The following is a 17,096-nucleotide window of genomic DNA, read 5'->3' as shown; positions in this document are numbered from 1 at the left end:
CCTTATTTATTGTTTCTGTTTTTAAACCAGCTACGGAATGATTGACCTGCTGTTTCTGGTAAATCACGAGTTTGTGTCCAAGCGCTAAGTAGACCAACTTTGAACGGTAATTTGCCATCTTTGATCAGTTTTCCTGCCACAATAGCCCCCATTTTCACCGTCTTATCCCAGATGAATGGGTGAGAGTTAACAAAGTTAAAGCCTGTAATTGCAGCGCGTTCAGCTGGCGCTGTGATTTTTTCTTCACCCATAATTTGGCGGTGTTTTAGCAACAAATCAGAGAGTGGAATTTTCACTGGACAGACGTCATGACATGCGCGACATAAACTACAAGCGTTAGGTAAGTCTTTGAAGTCTTTGTAACCACCAAGTAAAGGCGATAATACCGCACCAATTGGACCTGAATAGATTGAACCGTAAGATTGACCACCAATATGGCGGTATGCTGGGCAGGTATTAACACACGCTGCACAACGGATACAACGTAAGATTGGACGGAATTCTGAGCCTAGAATCTTTGAACGGCCGTTATCAACAATAACAAGGTGGAATTCTTCTGGACCGTCACAATTGTCACCCTCACGAGGACCAGTTAATGCGGTGACATAACCAGTTAATGGTAGGCCAACGGCACTGCGGCATAATAGGCTTGCAACAATATCAAATTCTGCAAAAGTAGGAACAATACGTTCCATACCCATGACAGCGATATGGTTTTTTGGCAAGCTGGTGGCGAGACGTGCGTTACCTTCGTTAGTAACAAGCGTTACTGTGCCAGACTCTGCAATGGCAAAGTTACATCCTGTTATGCCGATTTCGGCTTCAAGAAAATCATGGCGAATATGCTCACGGACAAAACGGGTCATAGCTTCAGGATCTGAGTTGCCATCATAACCAAGCTTTTCTTTGAACACTTCGCGAATTTGAGTGCGGTTTTTATGTAATGCAGGTACAACAATGTGTGATGGCGCATCACAATCATCGACTTGTAATATATATTCGCCTAAATCAGTTTCGATGATTTCGCAATTATTGCGTTGAATCATCTGGTTCATACCGATTTCTTCAGTCACCATCGATTTAGATTTTACGATTTTTTTAGCATTCTTTTTTTGTACAATTGTTTCGATGTAGTTGGTTGCATCTTCAGCGGTTGCGGCAAAGAAAACATGACCACCATTTTTTTCTACATTTTCACTAAGCTGCATTAAGTAGTAATCAAGATTTTCAAGTACATGGTTACGAATATCCATGCCCATTTCACGCCATTCTTCCCAGTTACCGAGTTTTTCAGCAGCAATAGCACGACTTTTAAACATACGCTCTTGTGCGTTGGCAACGGCAGCACGCATTGACTCATCTTTCATTTTTAGATGAATACGATCTTTAAATTTAACGTTGCTTGTTTTCATTGACATAATAATGACCTCTTAACGACTCATCAGCACATCAACAATGTGCATTACTTTAATTGGTTGACCTTCACGGCTAATACGACCGCCAATATTGAGTAGGCAGCTAATATCAGCACCAATTAAGAAGTCTGGTTTGACTGCACTAATGTGCTGTACTTTCTCTGTTACCATTTCCCCTGAAATTTCAGACATTTTTACTGAGAAAGTACCACCAAAGCCACAGCATGTTTCTTGGTTATCAATCGGTAATAGTTCTAGTCCTTCAACATTATTTAATAAAATAAGCGGTTCTTCACGTACGCCTAATTTACGAATAAGGCTACATGACGGGTGATAAACCCCTTTACCTTCAAGACGAGCACCAACATTTTCTACCCCTAATTGACGTACTACAAATTGGGTCAGTTCAAATAAACGGTCCGCAACTTTTTGTGCGCGAGCAGCCCATTCAGGCTCATCTTCTAAATAATGTGGATATTTCTTTATCGAAGCGGCACATGAGCCAGCAGGAGTCACGATTGGATAATCGTTAATTTCAAATGCTTCGATCATGCTTTTCATAGCAGGTTTGCTTTTTTCAATGTAACCACTGTTTAGTGCGGGTTGACCACAACATCCTTGGCGTTCTGGAAAAATCACTTCACACTTGAGTTGTTCAAGCAGTTGCACTGTCTTTTTAGCAACTTCTGCTTTTACGGTATCACCAAGACAAGTGACAAAAAAGTTTACCTTCATTTTATTGCTCCAATGGCGTAAAGGCGCCTGAGATATTGATGTTATACTGTTGGCTTACGTCTGTTACATAACGGCACAGTACGTAAACCTATTGTGTTAAGTGATTAAAGAAAAACACTTACAATCGCGACAATTACGCCATATAAAACCATTGGTATAACTGTTCGTTTAATGATGTAACCTTCTTTATTTGCAATACCAAGTATGGCTGATACTGCAATAATATTATTAATACATACCATATTACCCATAGCACCACCGACAGATTGTAGGGCTAGAATAATGGTTTCAGGTAAGCCAACGCTGTGAGCAATGCTTTGCTGAATAGCACCAAAAGTAAGATTAGAAACTGTCGCGGAACCTGAGAAAAATGCACCTAAAGCACCAAGGTAAGCGGCACAGTATTGCCAGTTTTTACCTAAAAGTGCTGCAAAAGCATTACCGGTTGTCATAATCGGTGAATGATCGCCACCAATCATCATGAATTTCACCATAATTAACGCACCAACAAGAGCGATAAAGGGCGTTTTTATCCGTGACGCTGTGTCGCTAAATACTGTTGTTACTTGTTTTTTATTCATTTTTAAAAAAGGAATCGACACTAAAACAACCAAGAAAAAAGGAATTAATGCTGGCACATATAAGGTTTTGTATGCCCAAGCAGTATCGGTGCCTAAAATCTGATTGATGTGAATAATTAAAGCTTGGCTAATATGTAAATCAGCAAAGCCTAAGTGGAAATTCCACATTGGCGTTGCGTCGTTTAACATGCCTTTTAACCCTAATTGCTTAATACGAGTAACAATTAAAATAAAGATCAGTAATAGCGTTGGCGCCATGGCCTTAAATACGTGTCCAAAAGGCAACGTAGCCGTTGTTTTTTCTGTCTCTATTAGCTCTTTCTTTTCTAAACCAATGTTATAGCGTGCAAATAGTATTGATAACGTTAAACCAATAGCGCCACCAATTAGGGCTGGAAATTCATAATTCCATTGTGCAAGCCAAACATAAGGTAGCGTACACGACCAAATACTCAGCTGAATAAAAATAATGTTACGGCGAATTTGTTGCCAACTAACAATAAACCGCAACGCAATAACTGGAATAACGATTGCCGCAACAGTGTGCATGATGGCAGATAAGCTGCCGACATCGAGCAATTCAGTATCAGAAAGCCCTAAGTTACCGAATCCAAACCATGTTGGCGTACCGACCGCACCAAAAGAGACCGGCACTGAGTTCATGACTAATGCCAGCATTGCAACCCGTAGTGGATTAAAGCCTAACCCTACTAGAATAGGTGCAGCAATGGCAGCGGGTGTACCAAATCCTGACGCCCCTTCAATCATGAATGCAAAGGCCCAACCAATGATCATTAGCTGACCAATTTGGTTTTTACTAATACCTTCTAACCATTGTTTTATGACATCTTCACAGCCTGAAATTGAGAGAGTTCGATTTAATAATATCGCGCCTGCAATAATAGAAATTGGAGTGATTGCTGATAAAGTGCCAGAAATAATATTTGCGGTTAATAGCCGTCCACTAGTGCCAAAATAAACTAATTGCAAAAAACCGATAATTAATGCGGTTACAGGTAATGCAATATGTGAAGGTAGAGCATTTTTTTTCGTCATCATCCAAATTAATAATAAAATTGGAATGATCGATATCGCTAGATTTAGCATGTATTTTTCCCTGACTGAGTCGTCTTATTCCATATTCAAACAGACGAAATTTATTTTTATTTATTATTACTATGTGAATAGTATTTTTTGTACTGATTACCTCAGTGGGAATATTATTTTAGGCAGGAAAATGAAACTTTCTATCTATTTATTTTACGTATTTATCATACGTATTAATTAAATGTGATGTGAACATGAAAAAATAGGCAGCTGTTTCAGTTGTTAATCATAAAAAATCAATATGTTAGGTTAAAGGGTGAAAAAAATCGCTCTGATGATTATATCATTATTGGAAACAATATATTTGCATACATAAGCTAATATTTTAGGTGTTTATTGTGGCTATTTTATTTGTTTACTTTAATTAAAGATAATGATTATCAGTACAGCGCTTATTTAAGCGGGATAACAAGCAAAAATATGGTTAATAATGCAGTTACAATGGTTATTTGGAATGTAGCAAGTATTATTTAGGTGTGATTAAATATATTAATAGGAGTAAATAATAACAGAAAACCATTAATTTGCATTAAGTTTAACGTTCTATTAAATATCATGAATAATCCTTCATAACTTGACGGATGTACAAAGTGATTATTGTTGTAGTTATCTATTTTAAATTCGCATTATTATTGATAACAGTGTGTAGAAAAGATAATGCAGCACTGCAATCATTACGGCTCATAAACCACTGTTTTTGGTTTACTTCTAATGGCAGGATTTCGAGCCAGCGTTGGCATACCCACGTAATATCATCAAATTTAGGCTCTGGGTAGTAACGAGCGTGATCTGGATGCTGTTGGAACAGTTGTTGTAAATTGTCTGAAATGCTTTGATCAATAAAGTTAACCCCTTTACTATGCCAATTAGGGACAGGTGAGGTATCACCAATATACAGACGATCGCTATCTTGCCAATGATTATTAATTAAAAACATTTCAACGCCCTTAATGGTGATACTCATAAATCCATCGGGAAGGGGATCAAAATCAGTAATAATTGCGCGAGTACCAAAATGACATAAGGTGTCATCAATCTTCATGCATAAACCAAATCCATGGTGGTTGGTGGTCGCGAGTTTAACTAATCGAATATAGCGTTGTTCGTAAATACGTAATTTGCAAATACCATTGGGTAACAAATAGATATCAAGTGGGAAAAGAGGTAACTGCATAATGATAACCCTAGCTAATACGTTTTAATATAAGTACATGGTCGCTCGATATATAATTATCATTATTATTCTGTGGTTCGGGCACCTATAATCAGTATAAGCAGACTAAGATAGAATAATGTCTGCTTTATGATACTGAGGTAAAATAAAAGGCTGCTTAGCTTAGTAGCATTATATGTTTAAAACCTGATATATCGCTTGAGTTAATGACGACAATTGACTCGCAGTAATAATATAGGGCGGCATAATATAAACTAAACGCCCAAAAGGACGGATCCATACCCCCTCATTAACAAAAGCCTGCTGTATTGCAACCATGTCAACGGGTTGATGTAACTCAATAATGCCAATAGCGCCTAACCAACGTACTTGTTTTACTTTTTCAAGGGTGGCAATGTGAGGTAATTCATTGGCAAGTTGGTTTTCAATGGCTGCAACTTGTTGTTGCCATTTATTTTGTTCTAGTAGTTCGAGATTAGCATTGGCAACGGCACAGGCAAGCGGATTCCCCATAAAGGTTGGCCCATGCATAAAGCACCCAGCCTCACCGCTGCATACCGTATCTGCAATATTCTTTTGGGTAATAACGGCTGATAATGTCATATAACCACCAGTAAGAGCTTTACCTACGCAAAGTATGTCAGGGCTAATTTCTGCATGTTCACACGCAAATAATTTTCCTGTGCGTCCAAAACCCACCGCAATTTCATCTGCAATTAATAACACACCATAATGATCACATAATTCGCGAACACGACGCAGATAAGTGGGATGGTATAGCCGCATTCCTCCCGCACCTTGCACTATAGGTTCCAAAATTACCGCTGCGATGTGTTGGTGGTTGTGTGCTAATTTATTTGAAAAATCATCAATATCATTCTCATCCCATTGATCCCAGAAACCACATTGTGGCGAATCAGCAAAAATATGCTGTGGTAAAAATCCTTTATAAATACTGTGCATTGAGTTGTCAGGATCTGTAACTGACATTGCTGCAAATGTATCGCCATGATAACCGTGGCTGAGGGTTAAAAACTTGGCTCTAGGCTCACCTTTAGCATGCCAATATTGCAGTGCTATTTTAAGTGCAACTTCAACGGCAACGGATCCAGAATCAGCTAGAAAAACAGTATCTAATCCTGATGGTGTTATTGCGACTAATTTTTTACAGAGATCAATCGCTGGTTGATGGGTGATACCTCCGAACATCACATGGGACATTTTATCAAGCTGGGTTTTAGCTGCAGCTGTTAATTGGGGGTTGTTATAGCCATGAATAGCAGACCACCATGAAGACATACCATCAATCAATTGGGTGCCATTCTCAAGCGTAAGATAGACACCATTAGCTTCAGTTACAGGGTAACAAGGCAGTGGTGCTACTGTTGAAGTGTAAGGATGCCAGATATGTTGCTGATCAAAAGCAAGATCAATGTCGGGTTGTTTTTGCACTACTGTAAACCAAAATTATTTTTTGTGGTTGACAGTCTACGCGCTGTTAGTAGACTAGCCAACAACAACAAGGCAATAAAGTGTCTTAGTGGTTGTTTATTGAACAACTAATGATGAATCGATTGTGACCTCAATCGGTATCGGTTTTATTTCAAGATATAAATAAAAAGCATAAAAGAGGGACGCATTGTGGAAGTTCGTAGTAATTGGACTGTTGCAGAAGTGCAGGCTTTATTTAATAAGCCATTTATGGATTTGGTGTTTGAAGCACAACAAATCCATCGCCAATTTCATCAGCCTAACCAGGTTCAAGTAAGTACTTTGCTTTCTATTAAAACCGGCGCCTGTCCTGAAGATTGTAAATATTGCCCTCAAAGTGCGCATTATCGTACTGATATAGAAAAAGAGCGGTTATTGGAAGTCGAGCGTGTACTTGATGCTGCTATAAAAGCCAAGCAATCAGGCGCAACTCGCTTTTGCATGGGAGCGGCATGGAAAAATCCGAAAGACAGGGATATGCCTTATTTGCTTGAAATGATACAAGGCGTTAAGCAATTAGGCTTAGAAACATGCATGACGTTAGGGATGATAACCACTGAACAAGCAAATACATTAGCAGCTGCAGGGCTAGATTATTATAACCATAACCTTGATACCTCTCCTGAATATTATGGCAATGTGATCACTACACGTACCTATCAAGATCGCTTAGATACCTTAGCGCATGTACGTGATGCGGGAATGAAAATTTGTTCTGGTGGCATTATTGGAATGGGAGAAAGTGTGCGAGATCGTGCCGGATTGCTGGTGGAATTAGCCAATTTACCCGTTCATCCAGAAAGTGTACCAATAAACATGCTGGTAAAAGTAAAAGGTACGCCACTTGAAAATGCGCAGGATGTCGATCCATTTGACTTTATACGTATTATTGCTGTTGCCCGTATCATGATGCCGCATTCTGCAGTGAGGCTGTCTGCTGGTCGAGAGGATATGAATGAGCAAATGCAAGCGCTGTGTTTTATGGCTGGGGCAAATTCCGTGTTCTACGGATGTAAATTATTAACCACACCAAACCCAGGTGAAGATAAGGATATGCAACTATTTGCCAAGCTTGGTATCAATAGTCAGCATCAAGCAGCAAAACCTGATGATATTCAAGCACAAGAATTATTAGAGCAAGTCGTAGAGCGGGTTGCTACACGTCCAACTAAAGATGACATTTTTTATGATGCCTCTCTTTAATCAGCGTCATCAACAAGCACTTATCAAGCGTCAGCAGCAAGGCCTTTACCGACAATTACAGTGCCAAGATGCCATTTCAAAAACCATAAATTTTGCCAGTAATGATTATCTAGGTTTAGCACAAGAGCCAGAGATTATAGCTGCATGGCAGCAAGGGTTGGCTAAATATGGTGCAGGAAGTAGTGCTTCCCCCTTAGTGACAGGGTTTCAATCACCACATGCAGATTTAGAACAACAACTTACAGAATGGTTGGGCTATCAACGAGCATTATTATTTAATAGTGGCTTTAGTGCGAATCAAGCAGTGCTATTTACGTTATTGCAGCCACAAGATCATCTGTTTCAAGATAAGTTAAATCATGCCTCTTTAATTGAAGCGGGTATGTTATCGCCTGCGAAAATGACGCGTTTTGCTCATAATGATATGTCAGTATTACAGCGACAGCTTTCAAAAATAAAACCGACACTAAACACGGCATCATTAGTTGTCACTGAGGGTGTTTTTAGTATGGATGGTGATTGTGCGCCATTAGCATCATTACGGGAAATGACGATGCAACATAAAAGCTGGCTAATGGTTGATGATGCTCATGGTTGTGGTGTATTGGGTGAGGCAGGGCAAGGTAGTTGTCATCTTGCCGGTATAAAAGCCGATATATTAATTATTACTTTTGGAAAAGCCTTTGGTATACAAGGTGCGGCGGTTTTGTGTAGTGATGAAACGGCTGAATATTTGATTCAATTTGCTCGTCATTTTATTTACTCGACAGCAATGCCTCCAGCACAGGCTGTTGCTTTAAGCTGTGCTTGTTCATTGATTCAAACCCAAGCTTGGCGACGAGAAAAATTGCAGGCTTTGTCTGAGTCTTTAGCGCATCAGCTTGATAAGCGTATTGGTCTGATGTCAACAATGACACCGATTAAACCGATCATTATTGGTGATAGTGGTCAAACAATGGCAATTGCTGCTCAATTACAACAACGGGGAATTAAAGTGGGGGCAATACGGCCACCGACAGTTGCGCCAAATAGCGCTCGACTTCGTATTACACTTACTGCAAATCATAATAACGCCGATGTTCGTCAGCTTGCTATGGCACTTAATGAGGTGATGGATGTTAGATAGATTAGCCAATAAACCACTATACGCTATCGATCAGAACAACAAACAAGCGATAGCTAATGCATTTGGTCGTGCAGCTAAAGGTTATGATAAATCAGCTGCATTTCAACGGCAGGTTGGACAGCAATTATTATCATTTATACCGTCACCAATCTCAGCATTTATGCGGTCTACGACAGTGATTGATATTGGTTGTGGAACGGGGTATTTCAGTGCCGCCTTACATCAGCAAGGATTCGCTGTGACAGCGGCTGATCTGTCTGCTGAGATGTTGCAACAAGCACGGCAACGATGTGGACAAGATTGCCAATATTTACAAACGGATGCTGAAAATATTGCGAAGGGCGATAACTGCTATGATATTGCCTTTAGTAATCTCGCTTTACAATGGTGTAATGATCTTTCTGTTCCGCTACGAGAATTACAACGAGTTGTTAAGCCACAAGGGAAAATATTTTTTACAACGCTAGCTGAAGGCTCGTTGAGTGAGTTAACTCAGGCATGGTCTTATATTGATGATCAGCAACATGTGAATAGCTTTAAATCACCCACAATAATTACAGCCGAAATTAACCAAGTCGGATTAACGATTGAAACCTTAGAGTGTAAGCCTATCACTGTATATTACTCAACGGCAATGAAACTGATGAAAGATCTAAAAGGTATCGGCGCAACACATTTACAGCAACAGCGGCGTTCTGGGTTAGTTGGTCGACAAACATTCATTGATTTAGAACGCGCTTATAATGACTTTCGCTTAGACAATGGTTTGTTACCCGCGACTTATCAAGTATGTTTTGGAGTATTGATCAATGAATAACGTTTTTTTTGTTGCGGGTACTGATACTGACGTAGGAAAAACAGTGTGTAGTTGTGCGATTTTACATGCAGCACAACAGGCAAATATTGCGATGGTAGGATACAAGCCGATAGCATCAGGCAGTGAGAATACACCGCAAGGATTACGTAATCGTGATGCCTTATTACTTCAACAAGCGTCATCCGTTTCTGTGACATATGATGACGTTAATCCTTACACTTTTTATCGACCTGTATCACCGCATATTGCAGCCAATGAAGAGCATAAAATAATTAAATTTAATGTATTATCACAAGGGTTAAACAAGCTTAAAGCACAAGCTGATTATGTACTTATTGAAGGCGCTGGTGGTTGGCGAGTGCCTATTAATAATATTGATTATCTTTCATCGTGGGTGAAACAAGAACGATTGGCGGTTATTTTAGTCGTGGGCATTAAGCTTGGATGTCTAAATCATGCTTTATTGACTGCAGAAGCGATTCAGGCCGATGGCCTTACTGTTGTCGGGTGGATTGCTAATCAAATCAATCCAATAACTGATAACTATACCGCAATGATAACGTGGTTAGAGCTGCATTTACCAGGCAAAAAAATAGCCGAGATCCCTTATATGGCAGGGAATATCTTAGAAAAAGAAATGCCTATACATCAGCATCTAGCTCAATATATTGATTTAAGTATCCTAAGTGAAAACTAAGATAGTGCTATAAACAACAAAAGGCACTCAATGTGCCTTTTGTTTAAATATAAGTAAGATAATATTAATTAGTTGTGTTAAGGCCAATTAATTGTTCTTGCGTATCTGTCATTGATACTGGATTACCAGCGTTATCAAGTCCTAGTTCTTTATGCGCTTCATCGATTGACATACCAAGATGACAACGCAAAATGTCTATAGCAACTTGATAACTTTCATTATTAGCCATGAATCCTCCCTGTGTACTCATGTCTTTACGTGTATTGTTTCATAACAATATGTAAACAATAATCGAGTTATACTATTAAAGCAATACGACCAAAGTCTAATTATCATTTATTTTAGTCATTAGGTGGTGTTATTGATGACCAAAAAGGTGAGTTCAATACTAATATATGCCGAGATAGCGCAATCGCTTTGCGGTTATTTTGTGATACAAAGAGGGGTAAATCTTAAGATGATAAGAATTGGTAACAATTTAACACTTTAATTTACAGGCATATTATTTGAAGATAGGAGTAATAAAAGTCTGAATGTACCAATAAGACGTTAGAATATAGTCTATAAGGTATAAACTAGATTAGTAATGTCCTTTCAATTGGAGATGATAACAGATATGAAACGTATTGCTTTGTTTCTAGCAACGAACCTTGCCGTAATGTTGGTGTTTAGTATTGTTCTAAATATTGTGTATGCGGTGACAGGAATGAAACCTGGCAGCCTTTCTGGATTGTTAGTGATGGCGGCGCTGTTTGGTTTTGGTGGTTCAATAGTGTCTTTAATGATGTCGAAGTCGATGGCACTACGTTCTGTTGGTGGGGTTGTGATTGATAGCCCACGTAATGAAACCGAGCATTGGTTAATGAATACCGTTGCTCGTCAGGCAGAACAAGCTGGTATTGGCATGCCAACCGTTGCTATTTATGATGCGCCTGATATCAACGCATTTGCAACCGGTGCAAAGCGTGATGATTCATTAGTGGCAGTATCAACAGGTTTGCTCCACAGCATGACACGTGATGAAGCTGAAGCAGTATTAGCACACGAGATCAGTCATGTTGCTAATGGTGATATGGTAACGATGACGTTAATGCAAGGTGTGGTAAATACCTTTGTGATTTTTGTGTCTCGACTTGTTGCTGGTGCAATCAGTGGTGTTAATAATAACAGTGAAGAAGGGGAAGGTGGCGGTAGCTACATGACTTACTTTATTGTTTCTTCGATCATGGAAGTCTTATTTGGTTTCTTAGCCAGCATTCTAACGATGTGGTATAGCCGCCATCGTGAGTTTTATGCTGATGCTGGATCGGCAAAATTGGTTGGCCGTGAAAAAATGATTGCCGCACTTGAACGCTTAAAAGTAAGTCAAGAGCCACATTTAGAGGGGTCGATGATGGCGTTTGGTATTAATGGTAAGAAATCATTATCAGAGTTATTCATGACTCACCCACCGCTAGAAAAACGCATTGATGCATTACGTCGTGGAGAGTATGTAAAGTAACTATTTACTCACCTACTATGTATAATTAAGCCCTTACATTTATGTAAGGGCTTTTTTTGAGGTGCTGTTTACTTATTTACACAACTATTTATTCAGTAGTGCTTTTTCTTGGTTTTCTACATACCAGAAACCCAGTAATGAAACAGCCCAGAATTGGAATAAGTATTGAACATCAGATGTGCCTGCGAGTGTTTGGCTAAAGCACATCGCTGATGTGACAAATAAAGAAGCAAGAATACCAGCTTTTAACCATAACTTTGATTTCCCAGGCATGAACTCCATTTTTAGGAATGATACAGTTAACAAAATGAACGGTAATACTTGCAATAACATTAGTACAGGGAAAAGGTAGTCAAAAAAGGGTACTAATAGAAAGTCTGTTACCGGTTTCTTGGCCCAGTTACCCGCAATATATTCTTTCCAGCCGGACCAACTATCACCAGCATAGGTACCAAAAAATACGCCGTAGAACTTATCAACAACACCGTTAGAAAACCAAAAAGGAGCAAAAAGTAAATAGAAAGGGAAAAATTTGACAGTATTAATTATGTTATTCAATTTCATTATGGGTATAGTTCTTTATATTTCTATTAATTGAGGTGATGAATATTTTATTTATTATAGGCGTACATTGTTGGCAATAAGGAGGAAGACTGCCGATCAAATTGCACAGCTAGCATAAAATATACTCGAAAAATAATAAGACAGGATAGTCTAATCATTAGGGCAGTGATTATAGATTTATGTAAAAAGGTTGAAACTAACAAAAATGGAATGTTACATTTATAAAAACGACTTTGTTATTATTTTTTGTTATTAGAGGTAAGCTTCATTTAGGCCTTGTTATACAAGTTAACTGTTTATAGTACTAATAGTTATATAATATATTGAGTTAATTTTGTACGATTCAAATTTTATCTGCTAGCATAAAGTGATTTTTGTTATTTATAATAGATATAATAATACCTGTTATATTACCATTATTAATCATTATCTTGTTTTTGATTCAAGTGATAAATAAATGAGACCTGATTTAATCTGAAAATCAGAAAACTTGAGTATAGAGATATTCGTGTTCATAGCTGTGTTTTTTTACGTTTTTATATTGATAATTTGGTTAAAGTGTTGATTTTTGGTTGTTTTTTATGTGTGATAAATCCACTTTTTATTTTATTTTAATTTAATATTTTAATTTAATGGCTGTTTTTTAACTAATATCATATTCTTAGACTCGATTTACAAAGTATCTTACAGCGCTAACGATATACCTATATTAAGAGCTTATTGCTTTTATCATTATGGTGGTAATAAGATTTTTTATGAGACATCATATTTATATAGTGAATATTTTATAATGTGTAGCTTTCGGCGTTAACGATAGAAAGCTATTACGGATTGCTATTTTGATATCTAAAAGTTGATCCCTTATAGGTACGAGTATTGCTATAAAACGAGTTTGGTAATCGTCTCATTTTATAATGTGATTAAAAACGCGTACAGGTTACCTAGCATAAACTTAATGGGGAATATCTATTCAGTAATGCAACTGAATCCCCTGGTTGTTCAACATTGAATTATATTAAATATGAATTATATTAAATATGAATGATTCGTAAAACAAGAACAGCACTCTAGATATTAATCATCGTAATCAATAATTAGAACGTTAATTATTGTGTCATATTACTATTGTTGAAATTATTCGATAGGTGTGCATTGCGGTAGTTTATTTTAACAACATATGTGAATTTATAATGGATTTGACAAAGAAAATTCTAATAGCGGCATTAATCTCATCAACTTTAGCTGGGTGTACTGTACCTGGTTCTAACTTATCACTGTCTGGTAAGCATGTTGTCAAAGTTGCTGACGGTGACAGTACTAACATTTCAGATCGTGTTAATGTTTACCCTTTAACAGCGAACACTGTTAATCAGTATCGTATTCAGAAAGTGAAAGCTGAGCAAAATCCACGTTTGGAAGCGGAGTTAGCACATTATGAATATCATATTGGCCCTGGTGATATTCTTAACGTTACAATTTGGGATCACCCTGAATTAACTATCCCTGCTGGTGCATACCGTAGTGCAAGTGAAGCAGGTAACTGGGTCCACGCTGACGGTACGATTTTTTACCCTTACATCGGTAAAGTCTATGTAGAAGGTAAAACTGTTTCTGAAGTACGTAAAATTATAGCTCGTCGTTTATCTGCTTATATTGAAAGACCACAAGTAGATGTTAACGTTGCTGCTTTCCGATCTCAAAAAGCATATGTTACTGGTGAAGTAAAAACACCAGGCCAACAACCTATTAGCAATGTACCTCTTACATTACTTGATGCGATCGATAAGTCTGGCGGTTTAGCAGCAGATGCTGATTGGCGTAATGTAACATTAACCCGTAATGGTAAAGATCAGAAAATTTCATTATATGCACTGATGCAGCGTGGTGATTTACTTCAAAACCGTTTATTACAAAATGGTGATATCATTCACGTACCGCGTAACGACGATCAGAAAGTCTTCGTTATGGGTGAAGTTAATCAACCTAGATTACTGAAGATTGATCGTGCAGGTATGAGCTTAACTGAAGCGCTAAGCAGTGTTGGTGGTATTAACGAGCTTGAAGCTGATGCTACTGGCGTATTCGTTATTCGATCAACACGTGATGACGTTAAGAAAAATTCAAACGATAAGACTATTGCTAATGTTTACCAGTTAAACATTAAAGATGCGACAGCATTGGTTATTGGTACTGAATTTGAACTACAGCCATATGATATTGTTTATGTGACTGCTGCACCGATTGCACGTTGGAACCGTGTTATTCGTCAGATTGTTCCAACCATTGATGGCTTTAATAATTTATCTGAAGGCTTTAATTACTACACTAATCTTAAGTAAGTAATTGAAATTTAAAGTGATATAATTAGTTTTGTTCAAAAGGGGGTGCTTAAATAGCATCCCTTTTTTTATGCGTTGAGAGTAAGGGAGACAAACGGCGTCTCCTAATGCGGTTACATCATAGGTGTAAGTATGAGTACACCTAATAACGCGATCAATAAGCTAACACCCGCAGGAATTAACCATAATGATTTATCCTTGTTACTTTTCATATTCTCTCCTGCATATCCGTGTCTGAGAGGGAATGCTTTTGCTTTCAGTAGTAACTGTAGACGTATTTATTGCGTAGTAGGAATTATTTATGGTGCTAAAAGCAACGTTTTGACAAAAATGAGGTATTGGTGCGAATTATTTTAAAAATGATGTTTTTTCGTATTTTATTGATTTTAAATCTAAACTGACAATAGAAAAATTAAAACTGCTATGTTTATGTATTATTCTTATATAAAATCAAATTGTTACAAAAAGGTTGTAGGTTATGATTAAAATGTTGTTAAGTGCAGTTATGCTTTATTTAGTGTTACCTGTATCTATAACTCATGCAAATGAAAAGACAACTAAGGCTTACTCTGAGCAGAGTATTTATGAAAAACCTATGATTGAACGCTATGTATTGGATGAATTGAAATCTTTACGAATGGATCAACAAGATCTTGAACGTCGAATTACGCGTGATATAACGGACAGAGAATTAGCTGTCGCTGATAAATCAATGAATTACGCTAATGTAACTGTGACGTATTTCTTTTATATCATTGCTGGTGTTGCTTCATTAATTGCGTTAATTGGCTGGCAGTCAATGCGTGAGATAAAAGAAAACACCAAACGAATGGCAGAAATACAATTAAAAGATATTTCTGAAAGTTATGAGCAAAAATTTAAAGCGCTAGAGCGTGATTTAAAACGTAAGACACGCATTATTAGTGAAAATAATCGAGAAATAGAAAAGATTAATGAAGTGCATAATTTATGGTTACGTGCGCAAAGTTCTCAAACACCGGAACAAAAAGTAGAAATATATGATGAAATTTTAAAAGTGCGACCAGGTGATTTAGAAGCGTTAACCTATAAAGCTGATGCGACAATGGAAATGCGAGAGTTCCACTGGGCATTAAGTTTGTGTAATCGAGTATTAGAGGTCGATGATACGAATGCACATGCTTTATATCAACGAGCTTGTGCTTATGCTTGTTTAGGCGTTGAAGAGCAAGCTATTTCAGATTTAGAGCGGGCGATAAAAGATAGTCTATCATTACGTGAATTAGCGGCAGATGAAGATGATTTTGAAAACTTGCGCGGTAATGAACGTTTTGAGCTTTTACTCACTGCAATAGAAGATTAAGCTTTTTCATTGTGGCGCTAATTACAACTCAACATTGCATTTTTAATGCTAGTAAAAATAACGAAAGAAGCATAATTTTAGAGTGAGAATGAGTCGTTATTTTTAACCATGAAATAACACTTAAAAACGGTAAGTGTCGCTCTCAAGTGATTGATAGATAATTTTAAATGGACAAAAAGAATGCTGTGGAATGCTTGCGAGGAACAAACAAAAATCGGATTGGGTAATGGTGATTTATTACCCTTAACCTGTGATGACATTATTTATCAGCAACAAGGCGTTAACTATATTGTTAACTTGGTCACTGATAATATGAAAATAAAACATTCGCCTGCGGTTTCAGCACAAGACCCTTTTATTGCGCCATATACACATTGTGATTATATAACGGATATGGATGCAGAGTATGTGTGTCTTCTAAATCGTTTTCCCATCGTTGTACCGCATTTATTGGTTTGTGCTAAAGATTATATTCCACAGACATCGGTTTTAACCTTAGCGGATTTTACCGCATGGGTTAAAGGTATTACTCGCAGCGATGTGTTAGGTTTTTTTAATTCAGGTCGAATTGCAGGCTCAAGTCAAATGCATCGGCATATGCAATTGGTAAGAACTCCAATTCCGTTAGAGTCTCTGATTATTAATAGCCAATTACCATTTAAACATGCGGTTTTTCGTTATTCAGGATTAGATCCTCAACAGCTATATTATGATTATTTACATGCGCTGGAATCATTACAGTTAAATACCACTAAGTTGGTGAATGGCTTAAACGAGTGTTTACCTTATAATATTTTATTAACTGAACGTTGGATGTTGATTATTCCACGGGTTAAAAATCAGGTCGAAACCTTATCTGGTCATGGGGTGAATTTTAGTGGCCGCTTTTTAGTCAATTCTGAACAACAATTAGAGTGGCTTGAGCGTTATGGTTTCATGCAGTTTTTAATTGATTGTGGGTTTAAGCAAAAATAAGCGTATGATCGTTGTATATTTAAGCGGTT

At 37.6% G+C, this 17,096-nt stretch carries 15 protein-coding genes; 8 read left to right on the top strand and 7 right to left on the bottom strand.

Annotation, left to right across the window (positions count from 1 at the left end):
- Positions 1-2: 2 nt before the first annotated feature.
- The 5 genes from PMAL9190_RS02715 to bioA all read right to left on the bottom strand — a co-directional run bounded on the left by PMAL9190_RS02715 (position 3) and on the right by bioA (position 6,446).
- Entirely contained in the window at positions 3-1,418 is a 1,416-nt protein-coding gene (locus PMAL9190_RS02715; protein ID WP_087843804.1) for a LutB/LldF family L-lactate oxidation iron-sulfur protein, read from the bottom strand.
- Positions 1,419-1,430: 12 nt separating this feature from the next.
- A complete protein-coding gene (locus PMAL9190_RS02710) occupies positions 1,431-2,150 on the bottom strand; it encodes a (Fe-S)-binding protein (protein WP_087843803.1) in 720 nt (239 codons plus the stop codon).
- 104 nt (positions 2,151-2,254) lie between these two features.
- Positions 2,255-3,838, bottom strand: coding sequence for an L-lactate permease (locus PMAL9190_RS02705; protein ID WP_087843802.1), 1,584 nt, complete (start codon positions 3,836-3,838; stop codon positions 2,255-2,257).
- A 610-nt stretch (positions 3,839-4,448) separates the two neighbouring features.
- Entirely contained in the window at positions 4,449-5,012 is a 564-nt protein-coding gene (locus tag PMAL9190_RS02700) for an LON peptidase substrate-binding domain-containing protein (RefSeq protein ID WP_087843801.1), read from the bottom strand.
- Between the two features lie 171 nt (positions 5,013-5,183).
- Positions 5,184-6,446 carry an adenosylmethionine--8-amino-7-oxononanoate transaminase gene (gene bioA / locus PMAL9190_RS02695; RefSeq protein WP_087844201.1) on the bottom strand — a complete coding sequence of 421 codons (1,263 nt, stop codon included), beginning with the start codon at positions 6,444-6,446 and terminating at the stop codon, positions 5,184-5,186.
- A gap of 207 nt (positions 6,447-6,653) precedes the next feature.
- Between bioA and bioB the strand changes: the two genes are divergently transcribed.
- The 4 genes from bioB to bioD are packed head-to-tail and all read left to right on the top strand — an operon-like array spanning position 6,654 to position 10,346.
- Positions 6,654-7,706, top strand: coding sequence for a biotin synthase BioB (bioB, locus tag PMAL9190_RS02690; protein WP_087843800.1), 1,053 nt, complete (start codon positions 6,654-6,656; stop codon positions 7,704-7,706).
- Positions 7,693-8,832 (top strand): 8-amino-7-oxononanoate synthase, encoded by a 1,140-nt coding sequence (bioF, locus tag PMAL9190_RS02685; protein ID WP_087844200.1) that lies wholly within the window; start codon positions 7,693-7,695, stop codon positions 8,830-8,832. The genes bioB and bioF overlap by 14 nt, the downstream gene beginning before the upstream one ends.
- Complete coding sequence (gene bioC, locus PMAL9190_RS02680; protein ID WP_087843799.1) at positions 8,822-9,649, top strand: malonyl-ACP O-methyltransferase BioC; 828 nt, start codon at positions 8,822-8,824, stop codon at positions 9,647-9,649. The genes bioF and bioC overlap by 11 nt, the downstream gene beginning before the upstream one ends.
- Entirely contained in the window at positions 9,642-10,346 is a 705-nt protein-coding gene (bioD, locus tag PMAL9190_RS02675) for a dethiobiotin synthase (protein WP_087843798.1), read from the top strand. Before bioC ends, bioD begins: the two co-directional genes overlap by 8 nt.
- 64 nt (positions 10,347-10,410) lie before the next feature.
- Here bioD and PMAL9190_RS20275 read toward each other — a convergent pair whose 3' ends face one another.
- Positions 10,411-10,575 (bottom strand): hypothetical protein, encoded by a 165-nt coding sequence (locus PMAL9190_RS20275; protein ID WP_200813359.1) that lies wholly within the window; start codon positions 10,573-10,575, stop codon positions 10,411-10,413.
- 387 nt (positions 10,576-10,962) lie between these two features.
- Here PMAL9190_RS20275 and htpX point away from each other — a divergent pair, with 387 nt between their 5' ends.
- On the top strand, positions 10,963-11,847 hold the full coding sequence (htpX, locus tag PMAL9190_RS02670; protein WP_087843797.1) for a protease HtpX: 885 nt from the start codon (positions 10,963-10,965) through the stop codon (positions 11,845-11,847).
- A gap of 84 nt (positions 11,848-11,931) precedes the next feature.
- Here the strand turns inward: htpX and PMAL9190_RS02665 are convergent, their stop codons facing one another.
- Positions 11,932-12,411 carry a hypothetical protein gene (locus PMAL9190_RS02665; protein WP_087843796.1) on the bottom strand — a complete coding sequence of 160 codons (480 nt, stop codon included), beginning with the start codon at positions 12,409-12,411 and terminating at the stop codon, positions 11,932-11,934.
- 1,190 nt (positions 12,412-13,601) lie between these two features.
- On the opposite strand from PMAL9190_RS02665, the gene PMAL9190_RS02660 reads away from it, so the two are divergent.
- The 3 genes from PMAL9190_RS02660 (at position 13,602) to PMAL9190_RS02650 (ending at position 17,067) form a co-directional block, all read left to right on the top strand.
- A complete protein-coding gene (locus PMAL9190_RS02660; protein WP_087843795.1) occupies positions 13,602-14,750 on the top strand; it encodes a polysaccharide export protein in 1,149 nt (382 codons plus the stop codon).
- A 505-nt stretch (positions 14,751-15,255) separates the two neighbouring features.
- A complete protein-coding gene (locus tag PMAL9190_RS02655; RefSeq protein WP_370738744.1) occupies positions 15,256-16,092 on the top strand; it encodes a tetratricopeptide repeat protein in 837 nt (278 codons plus the stop codon).
- 150 nt (positions 16,093-16,242) lie between these two features.
- Positions 16,243-17,067, top strand: a complete 825-nt coding sequence (locus tag PMAL9190_RS02650; RefSeq protein ID WP_268808098.1) for an ATP adenylyltransferase family protein — start codon at positions 16,243-16,245, stop codon at positions 17,065-17,067.
- The last annotated feature ends 29 nt before the right edge of the window (positions 17,068-17,096 follow it).

Origin of the sequence: Photobacterium malacitanum (genome assembly GCF_900185615.1) — a bacterium.
Classification (GTDB): Bacteria; Pseudomonadota; Gammaproteobacteria; order Enterobacterales; family Vibrionaceae; genus Photobacterium; species Photobacterium malacitanum.
Note: the sequence above shows the minus strand (reverse complement) of the source record. Positions and strands in the feature narration are given on the sequence as shown.

Bases quoted from the DNA above. Each gene is read 5' to 3' on its own strand.
- PMAL9190_RS02715 (WP_087843804.1), bottom strand. From the start codon at position 1,418: ATGTCAATGAAAACAAGCAACGTTAAATTTAAAGATCGTATTCATCTA.
- PMAL9190_RS02710 (WP_087843803.1), bottom strand. From the start codon at position 2,150: ATGAAGGTAAACTTTTTTGTCACTTGTCTTGGTGATACCGTAAAAGCA.
- PMAL9190_RS02705 (WP_087843802.1), bottom strand. From the start codon at position 3,838: ATGCTAAATCTAGCGATATCGATCATTCCAATTTTATTATTAATTTGG.
- PMAL9190_RS02700 (WP_087843801.1), bottom strand. From the start codon at position 5,012: ATGCAGTTACCTCTTTTCCCACTTGATATCTATTTGTTACCCAATGGT.
- bioF (WP_087844200.1), top strand. From the start codon at position 7,693: ATGCCTCTCTTTAATCAGCGTCATCAACAAGCACTTATCAAGCGTCAG.
- bioC (WP_087843799.1), top strand. From the start codon at position 8,822: ATGTTAGATAGATTAGCCAATAAACCACTATACGCTATCGATCAGAAC.
- bioD (WP_087843798.1), top strand. From the start codon at position 9,642: ATGAATAACGTTTTTTTTGTTGCGGGTACTGATACTGACGTAGGAAAA.
- PMAL9190_RS20275 (WP_200813359.1), bottom strand. From the start codon at position 10,575: ATGGCTAATAATGAAAGTTATCAAGTTGCTATAGACATTTTGCGTTGT.
- htpX (WP_087843797.1), top strand. From the start codon at position 10,963: ATGAAACGTATTGCTTTGTTTCTAGCAACGAACCTTGCCGTAATGTTG.
- PMAL9190_RS02665 (WP_087843796.1), bottom strand. From the start codon at position 12,411: ATGAAATTGAATAACATAATTAATACTGTCAAATTTTTCCCTTTCTAT.
- PMAL9190_RS02660 (WP_087843795.1), top strand. From the start codon at position 13,602: ATGGATTTGACAAAGAAAATTCTAATAGCGGCATTAATCTCATCAACT.
- PMAL9190_RS02655 (WP_370738744.1), top strand. From the start codon at position 15,256: ATGCTTTATTTAGTGTTACCTGTATCTATAACTCATGCAAATGAAAAG.